Source organism: Pantoea rwandensis (genome assembly GCF_002095475.1).
In the GTDB taxonomy this organism is placed as follows: domain Bacteria; phylum Pseudomonadota; class Gammaproteobacteria; order Enterobacterales; family Enterobacteriaceae; genus Pantoea; species Pantoea rwandensis.
The window spans coordinates 76,086-91,947 of record NZ_MLFR01000014.1 but is presented as its reverse complement, the minus strand read 5'-3'; the positions used below and the strand labels follow the sequence as shown (position 1 = coordinate 91,947).

The 15,862-nt window shown below is 53.7% G+C and carries 13 protein-coding genes; 3 read left to right on the top strand and 10 right to left on the bottom strand.

Features of this window, described 5'->3' with window-relative positions; all coding sequences use genetic code 11:
* Nucleotides 1-125 precede the first annotated feature (125 nt).
* Nucleotides 126-3,569: a transcription-repair coupling factor gene (mfd, locus tag HA51_RS14605; RefSeq protein WP_084935323.1), complete on the top strand. Its 3,444-nt coding sequence runs from the start codon at nt 126-128 to the stop codon at nt 3,567-3,569.
* A gap of 167 nt (nt 3,570-3,736) precedes the next feature.
* Here mfd and HA51_RS14600 read toward each other — a convergent pair whose 3' ends face one another.
* The 8 genes from HA51_RS14600 to hinT all read right to left on the bottom strand — a co-directional run bounded on the left by HA51_RS14600 (nt 3,737) and on the right by hinT (nt 9,877).
* Nucleotides 3,737-4,279: a glycine zipper 2TM domain-containing protein gene (locus HA51_RS14600; RefSeq protein WP_084935394.1), complete on the bottom strand. Its 543-nt coding sequence runs from the start codon at nt 4,277-4,279 to the stop codon at nt 3,737-3,739.
* A gap of 296 nt (nt 4,280-4,575) precedes the next feature.
* Nucleotides 4,576-5,880: an NAD(P)/FAD-dependent oxidoreductase gene (locus HA51_RS14595; RefSeq protein ID WP_139810692.1), complete on the bottom strand. Its 1,305-nt coding sequence runs from the start codon at nt 5,878-5,880 to the stop codon at nt 4,576-4,578.
* A 212-nt stretch (nt 5,881-6,092) separates the two neighbouring features.
* Nucleotides 6,093-6,635 carry an alpha/beta hydrolase YcfP gene (gene ycfP / locus HA51_RS14590; RefSeq protein ID WP_084935321.1) on the bottom strand — a complete coding sequence of 181 codons (543 nt, stop codon included), beginning with the start codon at nt 6,633-6,635 and terminating at the stop codon, nt 6,093-6,095.
* 39 nt (nt 6,636-6,674) lie between these two features.
* Nucleotides 6,675-7,718, bottom strand: a complete 1,044-nt coding sequence (nagZ, locus tag HA51_RS14585) for a beta-N-acetylhexosaminidase (RefSeq protein WP_084935320.1) — start codon at nt 7,716-7,718, stop codon at nt 6,675-6,677.
* Nucleotides 7,719-7,733: 15 nt separating this feature from the next.
* Nucleotides 7,734-8,549 carry a thiamine kinase gene (gene thiK, locus HA51_RS14580; protein WP_084935319.1) on the bottom strand — a complete coding sequence of 272 codons (816 nt, stop codon included), beginning with the start codon at nt 8,547-8,549 and terminating at the stop codon, nt 7,734-7,736.
* Complete coding sequence (gene lpoB / locus HA51_RS14575) at nt 8,536-9,132, bottom strand: penicillin-binding protein activator LpoB (protein WP_084935318.1); 597 nt, start codon at nt 9,130-9,132, stop codon at nt 8,536-8,538. The genes thiK and lpoB overlap by 14 nt, the downstream gene beginning before the upstream one ends.
* 10 nt (nt 9,133-9,142) lie before the next feature.
* Nucleotides 9,143-9,508 (bottom strand): YcfL family putative periplasmic lipoprotein, encoded by a 366-nt coding sequence (locus HA51_RS14570; protein WP_084935317.1) that lies wholly within the window; start codon nt 9,506-9,508, stop codon nt 9,143-9,145.
* An 18-nt stretch (nt 9,509-9,526) separates the two neighbouring features.
* Nucleotides 9,527-9,877 (bottom strand): purine nucleoside phosphoramidase, encoded by a 351-nt coding sequence (hinT, locus tag HA51_RS14565; RefSeq protein WP_084935316.1) that lies wholly within the window; start codon nt 9,875-9,877, stop codon nt 9,527-9,529.
* A 356-nt stretch (nt 9,878-10,233) separates the two neighbouring features.
* Between hinT and HA51_RS14560 the strand changes: the two genes are divergently transcribed.
* Both HA51_RS14560 and bglB read left to right on the top strand, forming a co-directional pair.
* On the top strand, nt 10,234-11,838 hold the full coding sequence (locus HA51_RS14560) for an MFS transporter (RefSeq protein ID WP_084935315.1): 1,605 nt from the start codon (nt 10,234-10,236) through the stop codon (nt 11,836-11,838).
* Nucleotides 11,835-12,974 (top strand): beta-galactosidase BglB, encoded by a 1,140-nt coding sequence (gene bglB, locus HA51_RS14555; protein ID WP_084935314.1) that lies wholly within the window; start codon nt 11,835-11,837, stop codon nt 12,972-12,974. Before HA51_RS14560 ends, bglB begins: the two co-directional genes overlap by 4 nt.
* Nucleotides 12,975-13,334: 360 nt before the next feature.
* Here the strand turns inward: bglB and ptsG are convergent, their stop codons facing one another.
* Nucleotides 13,335-14,768 carry a PTS glucose transporter subunit IIBC gene (ptsG, locus tag HA51_RS14550; protein ID WP_084935313.1) on the bottom strand — a complete coding sequence of 478 codons (1,434 nt, stop codon included), beginning with the start codon at nt 14,766-14,768 and terminating at the stop codon, nt 13,335-13,337.
* A gap of 286 nt (nt 14,769-15,054) precedes the next feature.
* On the bottom strand, nt 15,055-15,846 hold the full coding sequence (locus tag HA51_RS14545) for a metal-dependent hydrolase (protein WP_084935312.1): 792 nt from the start codon (nt 15,844-15,846) through the stop codon (nt 15,055-15,057).
* Nucleotides 15,847-15,862 lie beyond the last annotated feature (16 nt).

Genomic DNA, 15,862 nt, shown 5'->3' with positions numbered 1-15,862 from the left:
GCAGCCAACGCGGCCACAGTGCGAAGTATGAAGGGCGATGAGAAATAGCACCGTGACAGATGATCCTCAAGGCAGATTATGGAATGATGACGCCCTGGAATCCAAGGAGAGAATGTCGAGTCCTTATGTCGGAACAGAGTCGTTATACCCTGCCTGCTAAAGCAGGCGATCATCGTCAGCTTGGCGAACTGATTGGCGCCGCGCAGGCGGTTGAGTGCGCGAGTATTACTGAACGCCACCCTGGCCCAGTGTTGATGATTACACCGGATATGCAATCTGCCCTGCGTCTGCAGGAGGAGATTCGTCAGTTTACCGATCTGCCAGTCACTAATCTCGCCGACTGGGAGACACTGCCCTACGACAGTTTCTCACCGCATCAGGACATCATTTCCGCACGTCTCTCTACGTTGTATCAACTGCCCAACCTAACGCGTGGCATGCTGATTATGCCGGTCAACACGCTGATGCAACGCGTTTGCCCACACAGTTTCCTGCACGGCCATGCGCTGGTGATGAAACAGGGACAAAAACTTTCGCGTGATGCGCTGCGTGACCAGTTGGAGCAAGCCGGTTATCGCCACGTTGATCAAGTGATGGAACACGGTGAATATGCCACGCGCGGTGCGTTGCTTGACCTCTTCCCGATGGGCAGCGATCAGCCTTATCGCATCGACTTCTTCGATGACGAAATTGATAGCCTGCGTCTGTTTGATGTCGACAGCCAGCGCACACTGGAAGCCGTTGAAGCCATCAATCTCCTGCCTGCACACGAGTTCCCCACCGATAAAGCCGCGATAGAGCTTTTTCGTACTCGCTGGCGCGAAATTTTTGATGTGCGCCGCGAGCCGGAACACGTCTATCAGCAGGTGAGCAAAGGCACGTTACCCGCAGGTATCGAATATTGGCAGCCACTGTTCTTTGAACAAGAGCTACCGACGCTGTTCAGCTATCTGCCCGCCAACACGCTGGTACTGAACAACGGCGATCTCCACAGCAGTGCGGATCGTTTCTGGCAGGACGCCAATGCACGCTATGAGAACCGCCGCATCGACCCCATGCGCCCACTGCTGGAACCGGCCACCTTGTGGTTGCGTCCTGATGCGTTGTTGGGTGAGTTAAAAGCCTGGCCGCGCATGCAGTTGAGCAGCGAAACCCTGCCCAATAAAGCCGCCAATACCAATCTCGGCTATCAACCGCTGCCTGAACTGACGGTGCAGGCACAGGCCAAAGCGCCACTCGATCTGCTGCGCCAGTTCATGGAACAGTTCGAAGGGCAGATCATTTTCTCGGTGGAAAGTGAAGGCCGTCGTGAAAGCTTGCAGGAGCTGCTGGCGCGCATCAAACTGCGCCCGCAACCCATTGAGCGCTTTGAAGAAGCCGCCAAACAGCCCCACAGTTTGATGATCGGTGCCAGCGAGCGTGGCTTTATTGATAGCGCAGGTCATCGTGCGTTGATTTGTGAAAGCGACCTGCTGGGTGAGCGTGTTAGTCGTCGTCGCCAGGATAATCGCCGCACCATCAATCCCGATGTGTTGATCCGCAACCTGGCCGAGTTACACCCTGGCCAGCCGGTGGTGCATCTGGAGCATGGCGTGGGTCGCTACATTGGCCTGACCACCCTGGAAGCGGGCGGTATTGTGGCTGAATACCTGATGTTGTCTTATGCCGGTGACGCCAAGCTTTACGTCCCTGTCTCATCACTACACCTGATCAGTCGCTACGCGGGTGGCGCAGACGAGAATGCCCCGCTGCACAAATTAGGCAGTGATGCCTGGTCGCGCGCGCGGCAAAAAGCAGCAGAGAAAGTGCGCGATGTCGCCGCTGAACTGTTGGATATCTATGCCCAACGCGCGGCTAAAACCGGCTTCGCCTTTAAGCACGATCGGGATCAATATCAACTGTTCTGCGAAGGCTTCCCGTTTGAAACCACGCCGGATCAGGGCCAGGCGATTAACGCTGTGCTGAGCGATATGTGCCAGCCGCTGGCAATGGACCGCCTGGTATGTGGCGACGTGGGCTTTGGTAAAACCGAAGTGGCGATGCGCGCCGCTTTCCTCGCCGTTGAGAATGCCAAACAGGTTGCGGTATTGGTGCCCACTACCCTGCTGGCTCAGCAGCATTACGACAACTTCCGTGACCGCTTTGCCAACTGGCCTGTGCGCATTGAGATGCTTTCACGCTTTCGCAGCGCTAAAGAGCAAAGCCAGGTGCTGGAACAGGCGCAAGAAGGCAAAGTGGATATCCTGATCGGTACTCATAAGTTGCTGTCAAACGACCTGAAGTGGCACGATCTCGGGCTGCTGATTGTTGATGAAGAACACCGCTTCGGTGTGCGTCATAAAGAACGCATCAAAGCGATGCGCGCCGATGTCGATATCCTCACACTCACCGCCACACCGATTCCACGCACCTTGAATATGGCGATGAGCGGCATGCGTGATCTGTCGATCATTGCCACGCCGCCAGCCCGACGCCTGGCGGTGAAAACTTTTGTGCGTGAGTACGATAGCTTAGTGGTGCGCGAGGCGATACTGCGTGAAATCTTGCGTGGTGGTCAGGTCTACTACCTGTATAACGATGTCGAGAATATCGAAAAAGCGTCACAACGTTTAGCGGAACTGGTGCCTGAAGCCCGTATCGCCATTGGTCACGGCCAAATGCGCGAGCGCGATCTGGAACGGGTGATGAATGATTTCCACCACCAACGCTTTAACGTGCTGGTGTGTACCACTATTATCGAAACCGGTATTGATGTGCCGAGCGCCAACACCATCATCATTGAACGCGCCGATCACTTCGGCCTGGCACAGTTGCACCAATTGCGCGGTCGTGTCGGTCGTTCGCATCACCAAGCCTATGCCTGGCTGCTGACACCGCATCCCAAAGCCATGACAACCGATGCCCAGAAACGTCTGGAAGCCATCGCCTCGCTGGAAGATTTAGGCGCAGGGTTTGCGCTGGCAACTCACGATCTGGAGATCCGTGGTGCCGGTGAACTGTTAGGTGAAGATCAGAGCGGCCAAATGGAGACCATTGGCTTTACGCTGTATATGGAATTACTGGAAAACGCCGTCGATGCACTGAAAGCCGGACGCGAACCCTCACTGGAAGATCTCACTAGCAATCAGACCGAAATCGAACTGCGTATGCCTGCGCTGCTGCCGGATGACTTTATCCCCGATGTGAATACGCGTTTGTCACTCTACAAACGCGTTGCTTCAGCCAGTGACGAGCAAGAACTGGCGGAACTGAAAGTTGAAATGATCGACCGATTTGGCAAGTTGCCGGACGCAGCGCGAAATCTTCTGGATGTGGCAGGTTTACGTCTGGTGGCGCGGGAGCTGGGCGTGCGTAAAATTGAAGCCAGTGAGAAAGGCGGATTCTTCGAGTTTGCGCCGCAGAACCATGTCGATCCCGGCTGGTTGATTGGCCTGCTGCAAAAAGATCCCAAACAGTGGAAGTTGGATGGCCCAACCCGCCTGAGGTTCACCCGCGATCTGGAAGAACGTAAAGCGCGGATGGAGTGGGTGCAGGGTTTTATCAGCGAACTGGCGAAGAATCGGGTTTAGCGTCCTCTCTGCCGCATCAAGCGTAGCGCAGCAATGCATTGCGCGTCTGAACGCAACATTGTCGCTGTCGGGGCGCGAGATAAATCTCCCCGAACCGGTTTACACCATAAAAAAAGCGCCTTGCGGCGCTTTTTCCTTTACTGCTACTGTGACGTGTCTTTGCCCAATTAGGCCTGATTCGAATTCAGGATCAGCTGACCATTACGGTCAAGTTGAATGCGGGTGCCAGGGTCATTCTCCATACGGATTTTGCCCTGCTGGTCGCCTATTTTATAGGTCACATCATAACCCAGCATTTTTTCCTGTTTGTCATAGACGGTTTTGCAACGCTGCTCGTTGGTGGTGTAGGTATCACGATCCTGCAATGCACCCTGCACCTGATTACCACCGTAGCCGCCCGCCAGCGCACCGGCTACCGTTGCGACATCGCGCCCACGACCGCCACCAAATTGGTGACCGAGCACGCCGCCCGCCACTGCACCCAACACTGAACCGGCGATGCGGTTCTCATCCTGTACGGGACGACGGTGCGTTAACGTCACGTTGCGACACTCCTGTCGCGGTTGTTTGATGCTCTCTTTAATCGGCGTCGCCGAGAGAACCTGTGCATACTGCGGGCCGCGATCAAAGACATCCATGCTGGCGACGGCGGCCACACCTAATGCTGCTGCCACGCCGATACCGATACCCGCTAACATTGATTTATTCACAGGAATGTCCTCCTGAATGTTGTTACCGCGCATTCCTGCCGCTACCAGATCCTGAGTAGCCGAGGCATAACCGGCGTGCGCGCCGCGCCGTGTTTGTGGATATAAGTTTTACAGATGGTCCGTAATTGCAACATCAGATTAATGGAGGAAACGCAGCGGAAAGCCGTCAGGGCCAGTTTTTCAGAGAGTTCTGAGAGGAGCTGAAATACCGCCGTAACCTTAAGCTGAATTGTCGTTTTTCAGGGGATTACGGCAGATAAAGGGGCATCGGGCGGCCTGTTACCGCCCGTCAATCATCAGTGCAGCTTGAGGCGCGGACGCAGCACGCGGTTCAGGCTACCCACTAGCATCATCAGGCCAGTTTTGAAATATCCGTGGAGCGCAATCTGGTGCATACGATATAGAGAGATGTAGACAAATCGCGCAATGCGCCCTTCGACCATCATCGATCCACGCATCAGATTCCCCATCAGGCTACCGACAGTGGTGAAGCGCGACAGTGATACCAGTGAACCATGATCTTTATAGACGTAAGCTTTGAGCGGCTTGCCTTTACGCTGCGCCAGAATGTTCTCCAGCGCGCGTGAGGCCATCTGATGCGCAGACTGCGCACGCGGTGGCACAAAACCGCCACTCGGCAGTGCGCAGGAGGCACAGTCACCAATCGCGTAGATGTCATCATCCAGCGTGGTTTGCAGCGTGTCTTTGACCACCAGCTGATTGATACGGTTAGTTTCCAGCCCACCGATCTCTTTCATAAAGTCTGGCGCTTTAATACCCGCAGCCCACACCATCAGATCAGCATTGATAAATTCGCCGCCTTTGGTGTTCAGCCCCTCTTCTGTTGCGCTGGTGACCATGGTTTGCGTCAAAACACGCACACCCAGCTTGGTCAGTTCTTGATGCGCCGCCGCAGAAATGCGCGGAGGTAAGGCAGGCAGAATACGTTCACCGGCTTCCACCAGCGTCACGTTCAGTGATGAGCTATCAAGGCCTTTGTAGCCATAGCTATGCAGTTGCTTGACCGCGTTATACAGCTCTGCCGACAGTTCAACGCCGGTTGCGCCGCCGCCGACAATCGCAATATTCACTTTTTCCAAGCTACCTTCGCTGGCGGAGAAGCGCAGGAACAGGTTGAGCATTTCATTATGGAAACGACGCGCCTGATGCGGGTTATCCAGGAAGATACAGTGATCTTTAACGCCCGGGGTACCGAAATCATTTGACGTACTGCCCAGTGCAACCACTAAACGGTCGTAGGCCATTTCACGTTCAGGTACCAACAATTCACCGTTACTGTCACGAATCTCGGCCAGATGCAGGGTTTTGTTTTCACGATTAATTTGCGTCAGCGATCCCAGCTGGAACTGGAAGCCATGGTTACGCGCATGCGCCAGATAACTCAACGCATCAATACCTTCGTCCATTGAACCGGTTGCGACTTCATGCAGCAGCGGCTTCCACAGGTGACTGTGGTTGCGATCGACGAGAATGATCTCGGCTTTCTTGCTGCGGCCAAGCTTATGGCCAAGTTGCGTTGCCAGCTCTAAGCCGCCAGCACCACCGCCAATAATGACGATTTTTTCCATAGATGTAGTCAAAAAGACCCCCTCAAAGTTGTAAACCAATAGTTAATTAATGGTTACTAAAAACCTTAATAAACATAGGGTTGGCGACGTTTAAATCGCGAGCTGAGGGCAGAATATCACGGCGTTATCGACAGATCATAAGAAAATTGATGTACATCAATCTTTCAACAGCATTATCAGAATGTTACACATTTTGTGCGCCGCATCACGCGGCGCTAAGCGGCTTAGGCAAGGGTCTTAAACGCTTTAATACGTTGCAGATGCGGTGAGATGTTTTTGAATTTATGGCTGGCTTCTTCGTCCCACACAATTTCATAGAAAGGATGTAACTGCGCAGCACTGCGTTGGTTGTCGAGCGCTTCGTCATGGCGCGACAGAATCGCCAGGCAGCGATCGCGATTCTTCTCGCGGAAATCGCTGACACATTTGGTGGCGATATCGAGGTACTCTTCCGGGCGATCAATCTTACCTTCCATGTTCTCAAACGGGAACAGATTTGGATTGAAGATCACTTGCCGCATACCGCACAGGAAACCAATACGCTCGGCCCAGTAGCCGCCCAAGCCGACACCACAGATCAGCGGGTGCGCGTCCCCCCCTTGCTGTAATAGCTTGTCGCTCTCTTTCAGCAAGAACTGCATGTCATGTTTAGGGTGAAGCGTGCTGTAACTGACAAGCCTGACATCCGGGTCAATAAACTGCAGTTGCAGCACTTTTTCATGGTTGCCCGGACTGTTGGAATCAAAACCGTGCAGATAGATGATCATGATTATCCTCAGCGTGGAATGAAATCCGGGCAGCGGTGCTTATCTGCCCGAAGCTTTGTGCTCCAGCCAGCGATCTTGTAACGCGCTGAGCTGGTGATGATTCTGCTTCCAGCGTTCGCTGGACTGCAGAGTCTGACGCGTGAAACGACCTTGATGGTATAACTGCGTGACACGCTCCGCCTGGATCGGCGTCAAGTTATCCAACACACTAACCGCGCCTTCGCGCTGATTACACACCAGGATCATGTCGCATCCGGCATTCAGTGACTGCTGTGCGCGCTCGGCATAGCTGCCCATCACCGCTGCACCCTCCATTGACAGATCGTCGGAGAAAATCACGCCATTAAAACCGAGTTCTTTACGCAACACCGTTTGCAACCAATAGGGCGAACCGCTGGCGGGTAAAGGATCGATCTCAGTATAGATAACATGGGCGGGCATCACGGCATCCAGCAGTTGCTCATCAATCAACTGCTTGAAGATCGCCATATCGTGCTGGCGCAGCGTCGCGGCATCGCGTGGATCGCGCGGCGTCTCTTTGTGCGAATCTGCACTCACCGCACCATGGCCAGGGAAGTGTTTGCCGGTGGTTTTCATCCCTGCTTCGTGCATGCCATTAATGAAGCGACGCGCCATTTGCAATGCAATCGCCGGATCTTCGTGGAATGAACGGTCGCCAATTGCCGCACTGATGTGACCGATATCCAGCACGGGCGCAAAGCTGATATCGATATCCATGGCGATCATCTCTGCCGCCATTTGCCAACCCGCCTGCTGTGCAACCTCGCCAGCGGTATTGATATCGTGCAGAGCGGCAAAAGATTGCATGGCAGGCAGCTTGGTGAAGCCATCGCGGAAGCGCTGCACGCGTCCTCCTTCCTGATCCACGGCCACCACCAGACGATTACGTGAGGCGGCACGAATCTGACGTACCAGCTCTGCTAATTGCTCTACGTCGTGAAAGTTGCGGGCAAACAAAATCAACCCACCTACCAGAGGATGCTGCAGAATCTCTCGCTCTTCGGCGTCGAGTTCATAGCTTTCCACATCCAACATCAGTGGGCCGGGGGTATTCATGGTCATGTTTACAATCCTGAGTTAAAGATCCTGCCAGCTGGATCGGGCCAGCTGCTGCAATGTAGGGTCATGGCTCTGCTCGGCGCGCAGCTGATACCAGCATGCCATCAGCAGTTGGAGCCAGGGCTGCCAGCGGCGCATCTGACGCGTTAGCACTTTTTCATCGAGCTGGTTTTGTTGCGCATACCCGGCGATCCAGTCCAATTCGTGTTTCCCATCGACCGCGCACAGTGCCGCGAGTTCCAGCGCCACATCACCGTCGGCCGCGTATTCCCAGTCGATCAGGCGTAATCCATTTGGCGTGGCGATCACATTACCCGCGTGGATGTCCATATGCACCGGTGCGAGACGCAGGGGCTGAGGTTCACCTTGCTTGAGTAAGCGCCGCAAATGGTGCTGCCAGCGCCAGTGGCGTTGCTGACACAGCTGCCAATAGCGCTCTAACAGTGGCGTAAGCCGAAGACGATAGCCTGTTAGCGGCTGCTGATGTAGACGCTGCAATAACGCCAGCACCGCAACTTGCTGTTGATTGAATTGCTCGGGTGTCAGCACTGTACCTGCTAGCCAATCCTGTAATAGCCACGGTTCATGCCAGCGGACAGGAGCAGGGCCGAGTGGTGCATGGCGCATTTTGTGCAACACACGAAATTCGCGCTGTCGATCGACAAACGGGATGGGTTGCAAAGGCGCACGCCTTGCCAGCAGCTCACCCTGCACGGTTTGCACGTGGATGCTGTTGCCGCTTAATCCCGGTAGCGCGAAAAAATGACCGCCAGCTTGCGCTGTCGGCCATTGTTGCTCAATCAGGTGTTGTAGCAGCGGATCAGGGTTGTGCAATACCATTGCCTGACCAGATGATTTCACCGGTCTGCACCAGCATCAGCTGCATTTGCAGTGTGGGAGATTTCACATCACCTTGCGCGTTACTGTAGAGCACATACTGCGCATTGACGTTACGCGCCAGGCCAATGGCCTTACTGCGCGAATTCAGGCTGTCATCCGCGGATAACCCTAACGCTTGCTTCGCTTGCGCTAACTGATCCGGGGTAACTAGCGTAAATTTCCCGTTGTTCGCCAAAGCGCTTTGAATCGCATCGGTGGCTTTATCGCTTTGCAACGCGCCGTTGGTACTGTTTTTAATCCGGTCCACCAGCAATACGCTGCCTGGGTTTACCCCGGCCGACTGCACCATGTTCGCCACTAGTGGCTGTACGCTGGCACTCCAGTTAATGGTTTTCAGCTTAGGCGGTTGCGGCACGGTTTGCGGCGGTGGCACCGGCTGCGTTGGCGGCTGTTCCGGTTGTGTTGGCGTGGTTGGCTGAGTCGGTTCGACCGGTGCCGGAGTTTGTTGCTTCACCACACAACCGGTGAGCATCAGCGCAAATAAAAGTGCGCTGGAACGTTTTACACTGCGAATCACAGCTTACTCCTCAGAGAAAAAGATAGAGACGCACCTTGCTGGCGGTCAAATTGCCGATTTGCGAGACAACTTCTGTGCTGCCATGCGCTGGAACGGTTTGAGTTTGCGCCGGTTCTTCAGGCGTAATCTCCAAGCCTTTATCGTCATACCAATAGAAACGATAGTGCACTGTCACCGGTGTTTCACGCTGATTATAGAGCACGCTGGATGCACGCTGCTGTCCATCACGACTCGCCAGCGTGGGCTCATCGGTAATGATACCGGCAGAAAGCACTGAGGATTCCATCACCAGTGACTGCGAGGTGTTGATCATCGGTTTGTTGCTGCTACAACCCGCCAGGGTCAACAACAACAGGCCACACAGACATAGACGCATCACAAAGTTCGCCTGAGGTTAAATAGCCAGCATCGGGCCCAGCGGCTGTCCGCCAACCAGGTGCATGTGAATGTGGTAAACCTCCTGACCGCCATGACGATTGCAATTCATGATCAGGCGATAGCCATCCTCGGCAATCCCTTCATCACGTGCAATTTTCGCCGCCACAGTAATCATACGACCCAGCGCCTGTTCGTGTGCCGCTTGCACATCGTTGGCCGTGGGAATCAATACATTCGGGATGATCAGAATATGCGTCGGTGCTTTGGGCGCGATATCGCGGAAGGCGGTGACCAGTTCGTCCTGATAAACCACGTCGGCGGGGATTTCGCGACGGATGATTTTACTGAATATCGTTTCTTCAGCCATGGTGCATTTCCTTAAGCCTGGAGTTCAGTCAGGCAGTATGCGTGAGGAATTCTATTTCTTTCAACCTCAGTACCACTTTTCTTGCACTAATTGGCTGCCTTTACGCCATTTTTCTGTGGCAACGCCGGTGTGAGTCACCTCGCATTTTCAATCTTTGGATAAACACAAAAATGAAACGCTGTTTTATAAATTAGAGATATCGCGTCAATATCTTTGTGTTTTTGCCACTTGCTAGCCAGCCCTTGCCAAATTGCGAAGGTTTGCAGGGGCGCGGCGCTCTACTTTCTAACCAATCCGGGCAAGCAGTACGGAGTAAAGAGGGATGTGCAATCCGTCGATTTCAAGGAGAACCTGCCATGCAGTCTCGTAAGATTGGTCTGGGCCATTATCTGGCTTACGGTTCCGGGGATTTCCTCGGTGCAGGCACCACGGCGCTCACCGCCGCTTGGCTGCTCTATTTTTACACCACCTTCTGCGGGCTTTCGCCCATTGAAGCCACGTTTATTTTTGCTGCCGCTCGCGTGCTGGATGCCGTCGTAAGCCCGTTAATGGGCTTCCTGACGGATAATTTTGGCTCAACCTGGCTCGGCAAACGCTTCGGCCGTCGCAAATTCTTTATCCTGCTCGGGATCCCCTGTGTCTTCAGCTATAGCCTGATGTGGCTGAGTGACATGAGTTTCTGGTGGTATCTGCTGACCTATCTGCTGTTCGATATGGTCTACACCATGATTCTGGTGCCTTACGAAACGCTGGTTCCGGAGATGACCGACGACTTCAAACAGAAAACCCGATTTTCCGGTGCGCGTATCGCACTGGCCCAGTTGTCATCCATTTTGGCCGCCTTCCTGCCGGGCATTCTGATTGGCTGGTTTGGTAAAGAAAACCCCGTCTCCTTCTTCTATGCCAGCCTGGTGTTCGCCGTAATCTGCGCGCTGGTGCTGACGCTGGTATGGCGCTTCACCTGGGAACGTGAGCCCGACGATTTTTCCGCTGAATCGCGACGCGCGGAAGCAGATAAAGCACAACTATCGCTGTTGCAAAGTCTCAAGCGCCTGTATGTCGAACTGGCCTCAACGCTGCGTGTGCGTATCTTCCGCCAGCATCTCGGCATGTATCTGGGTGGCTATATCGCGCAAGATGTCTTTAATGCGGTCTTCACCTGGTACGTGGTGTTTGTCCTGATGCAAAGTGCACAGATTGCCTCGAACCTGATGGGGACGATGGCAGTACTGCAATTTATTGCGGTGATGGCCATGATCCCACTCTGTATCCGCATTGGGCCTGCACCGGCTTATCGCTTGGTCGTGGTGCTGTTTGGTCTGAGCGCCCTCTCCTACGCCGCGCTCTGGTACACCGGCATGAACGATAACTTCGCTCTACTCGTACTGATCTCCGCATTAGCCGGTTTGGGCCGTGGCGGCATTAACTATGTGCCCTGGAATACCTATACCTATATTGCCGATGTGGATGAAGTGATCACCGGACAGCGCCGCGAAGGCATTTTTGCTGGGATCATGACGCTCACCCGTAAAGCCTCTCAAGCCGGAGCCGTGATGATTGTCGGCATTGTGCTGCAGTTAGCCGGTTTTACCTCCGGCAAAGCGGAACAGGTCCCTGCGGTTGGCCACACTATTCTGCTGATCCTCAGCGTGGGCACCGTCTGCGTCTTAATTTGTGGCTTTATCGTTTCACTGCGCTTCAAACTGAATCTGCATACTCATACCGTGTTACGTGAAGAGACACTGAAAATGCGCGAGGCCGGGTGCGTGGTGCCCGAACGCATTACGCCGCAAGCGCGCGCCATCGTTGAATCCCTGGCGGGGATGCCCTATGAGAATCTCTGGGGCAATAACAACGTCGGTTACCTCAACCGCCATAAGCCTGCTGCAGCTCCACTGCCTACACAGCGCGGCACACTGCACCCTCTCCCTACCCTGATTAATGATAGGAATGAACCATGACTGTATTTCCTGTAAAGCACAGCGCACTGTTGCGCCAGCCTGAGTATCTTTTGCCGCGCAGTGAGTTAGTGCAGCTAATCCATAAACTGACCAACAATCTGGTGAACATCACCGACCACAGCGGCGAATTTTTGCTACGACTGGATGATGGCCGAGTGATTGATACCAAAGGCTGGGCCGGTTGGGAGTGGACGCACGGCATCGGTCTGTACGGCATGTTGCATTACACACAGCAGACCGGCGATCAGGAAACGCTGAAAATCATCGATGACTGGTTCAGTGCCCGACTGGCAGAGGGCACACCGACGAAAAATGTGAACACCGTATGCCCTTTTTTGACGCTGGCCTACCGTTACGAGGAGACAGGCAATGCGGCATGGCGCCCGGTGTTGGAGCGCTGGGCAGAGTGGGTGATGTATGAGATGCCGCGCACCGAGCAAGGGGGTATGCAGCATATCGTTTATAACAACGAAAATACGCAGCAGCTGTGGGATGACACGCTGATGATGAGTGTCATGGCACTGGCGAAGATTGGTCAGTTGTTGGATCGGCCAGAATTTGTCGAAGAAGCCAGCTATCAGTTCCTGATTCATACCCAATATCTGATGGATCGCCAGACCGGCTTGTGGTTCCACGGCTGGACGTTCGACGGTCGCCACAATTTCGCCAATGCTCGCTGGGCACGCGGTAACAGTTGGCTGACCATCGTCATTCCGGATTTCCTCGAAATGATGAACTGGCCGGAACAGCACGCGACACGCCGTTTTCTGCAGCAGGTGCTGGCAAGCCAGGTTAAAGCTTTGGCAGCCTGCCAGCACAGCAGCGGCTTATGGCATACCCTGCTCGACGATCCGCAAAGTTATCCGGAAGCCTCAGCCACTGCGGGATTCGCCTATGGCATTCTCAAAGCGGTGCGTAAGCGCTATTTGTCCGAGGAATATCGCCCGATGGCGGAGAAGGCATTGCGCGGGGTGATCGCCAATATTGACGAGGACGGAGAGTTGAAACAGGTGTCATTTGGCACCGCGATGGGAAGCGATCTGGACTATTACCGTCAAGTACCGCTGACGTCGATGCCTTATGGCCAGGCAATGGCGCTGCTGTGTTTGACGGAATACTTGCGGGTGTATTTATAACCGTAGAGAAACGGGAGGAATTCGTTTAACGCAACCCATGCCGGGAAAGGTGGGCAACAATATGGGTCATTATCGCCTTATAACTTTGACTTCAATGCCCTATCCCCGTCAGTGAGGCGACTATGCCTGACAAAGTTTTTAAAGGTTTACAAAAAGCCGCACCCCAGTTGAGGTGCGAGGGAGCGGCGGCAGAAGAGTAAAGCGTCCCGCGACAAGGATGTCGCGGGCCGAGCCCCAGGGATGGTTTATGGCGTCTTTACGATCTGCCGCCGCTTCATCGCACAGGCTCGACCTCTGCCCTGACTTCGACCTTGACCTTGACCTTGACCTTAAACTCAGCCTCAATCCAAGCCCCAGCCTTTACATATTACGAATGTAATCATCCATTTCGGTTTTCAGGTTATCGGACTTGGTGCCGAAAATCGCCTGCACACCGGAACCTGCCACCACGACACCACGTGCGCCAAGGTTTTTCAGCTCAGCTTGATTAACCTTAGCGACATCCGCCACGCTGACACGCAGACGGGTAATACATGCATCGAGGTTAGTGATGTTCTCTTTGCCACCAAATGCGGTAATCAGTTTACCCGCCATTTCACTGCCAGTTGCACTGCTCTGTTCCATTGCCGTGTCCTCACGTCCAGGTGTTTTCAGATTCAGCTTCACGATCAGCACACGGAAGACGGTGTAATAGATCAGGCCGTAAATGATACCAACAATCGGGAACAGCCAAATCTTGCTGCTGTTACCGCTCAGCACCACGAAATCGATCAAACCGTGTGAGAAACTGGTGCCATCGCGCATACCCAACAGAATACAGATAGGGAATGCCAGACCAGCCAAAATCGCATGGATCACGTACAGAATCGGTGCCACGAACATGAATGAAAATTCAATCGGCTCGGTGATACCGGTCAGGAATGAGGTCAGCGCGGCGGAGATCATGATACCGCCTACTTTGGCGCGGTTTTCCGGTTTAGCTGAGTGCCAGATAGCAATGGCAGCGGCTGGCAGGCCATACATTTTGAACAGGAAGCCACCAGAGAGTTTACCCGCAGTCGGATCACCCGCCATGTAACGAGGGATATCACCGTGGAACACCTGACCTGCAGCGTTGGTGAACTCGCCAATCTGCATCTGGAAAGGAACGTTCCAGATATGATGCAGACCAAACGGCACCAGTGAACGCTCAACCACACCATAAATCCCGAATGCAACAACCGGGTTTTGATAAGCCGCCCACTGTGAGAAGTCCTGAATCGCGCTACCAATCGGTGGCCAGATAAAGGACAGCACAATGCCGGTGAAAATCGCGGTCAGACCCGAAATGATCGGTACGAAGCGTTTGCCGGCAAAAAAGCCGAGGTACTCAGGCAGTTTAATGCGATAGAAGCGGTTGAACATATACGCGGCAATGGAGCCGGCAATAATACCGCCCAATACCCCTGTATCAGCCAGATGCTTTGCATCAATTTCCGCAGCGGGTAAATGCAACACCAAAGGTGCAACCACCGCCATGGTTTTCACCATGATGCCGTATGCCACCACTGCAGCCAGTGCCGAAACACCGTCATTATTCGTGAAACCTAAGGCGACACCAATCGCGAAGATCAACGGCATATTAGCAAATACGGAACCCCCCGCCTCTGCCATTACATGGGAAACAACAGCAGGTAACCAGCTGAAGTTTGCTGAACCAACACCTAGCAAAATACCGGCAATCGGCAGAACCGATACCGGCAACATCAGCGATTTACCTACTTTTTGCAGGTTCGCAAATGCGTTCTTGAACATAGAAGCTCCTGAGTATGAGTGCATTTTTTTGCGCAGTGCGCATGGCAAAGGGGGAGGATCCTTCACCGGGGGTGACGCTGAGCGTCTTTTGATTTATTACGAAGGGTAAAATAAATAGAGATTTGGTACTTTGACGGCTATCACGTTTCGCTCATGATCATCACTTGCTTTCAGTGATTTCTTACTGACTTGCCTTAATAAACAGCAATAAAACACTGCCCGAGCCGCCTTATCGGCAGCTCAGGTTCGTGCTATCAAATTAATTCAGAGTATGAAATAAAACGAATCAGCCGCCGAGACGACTCATCGGAACATGGAATAGGCGAGAGAAGTTTTCAGTGGTTGCCGCCGCCAGCGTTTCGATATCCACCCCTTTGAGTACGGCCATATAATCAGCTACATCACGGGTAAAGGCGGGCTGATTCTCCTTGCCACGGTGCGGCACAGGGGCGAGGTATGGCGAATCGGTTTCCACCAGCATGCGATCCAGCGGCACGTAACGCGCCGCATCACGAATTTGCTCGGCATTACGGAAGGTCAGAATGCCAGAGAACGAAATATAGAACCCCATATCCAACAATTTTGCTGCGGTGGCTTGGTCTTCAGTAAAGCAGTGCAGCACACCTCCACACTTTTCAACTTGCTCCTCACGCAGAATGGCGAGCGTATCTTCGCGCGCATCACGCGTATGCACGATGATAGGCTTATTCAATGCAATGCCGGTGCGAATGTGTTCGCGAAATGAGGCTTGCTGCTGCGCTTTGGTTTCCTGCTGATAAAAATAATCCAGACCCGTTTCACCCAGCGCGATAACCTGCTCTTCTGCAGCCAAACGACGAAATTCTTCCACATCGTAAGGCGCTTCCTGGTTGAGCGGATGCACGCCGCACGCCAGTGCGATGTTCTCACGCCCAGCCACCAGCTGTTTGATTTTGTAGTAATCCGGCAGCGTAGTGGCAATCGCCAGCATAAATTTTACGTCACGCGCTGCGGCTTTCGCGATCACATCATCGAGGTCGCGGTGCTGCTTTTCATAATCAAGGCCATCAAGATGGCAATGCGAATCAACAATAAACATACTTTTCTCTTAGTTC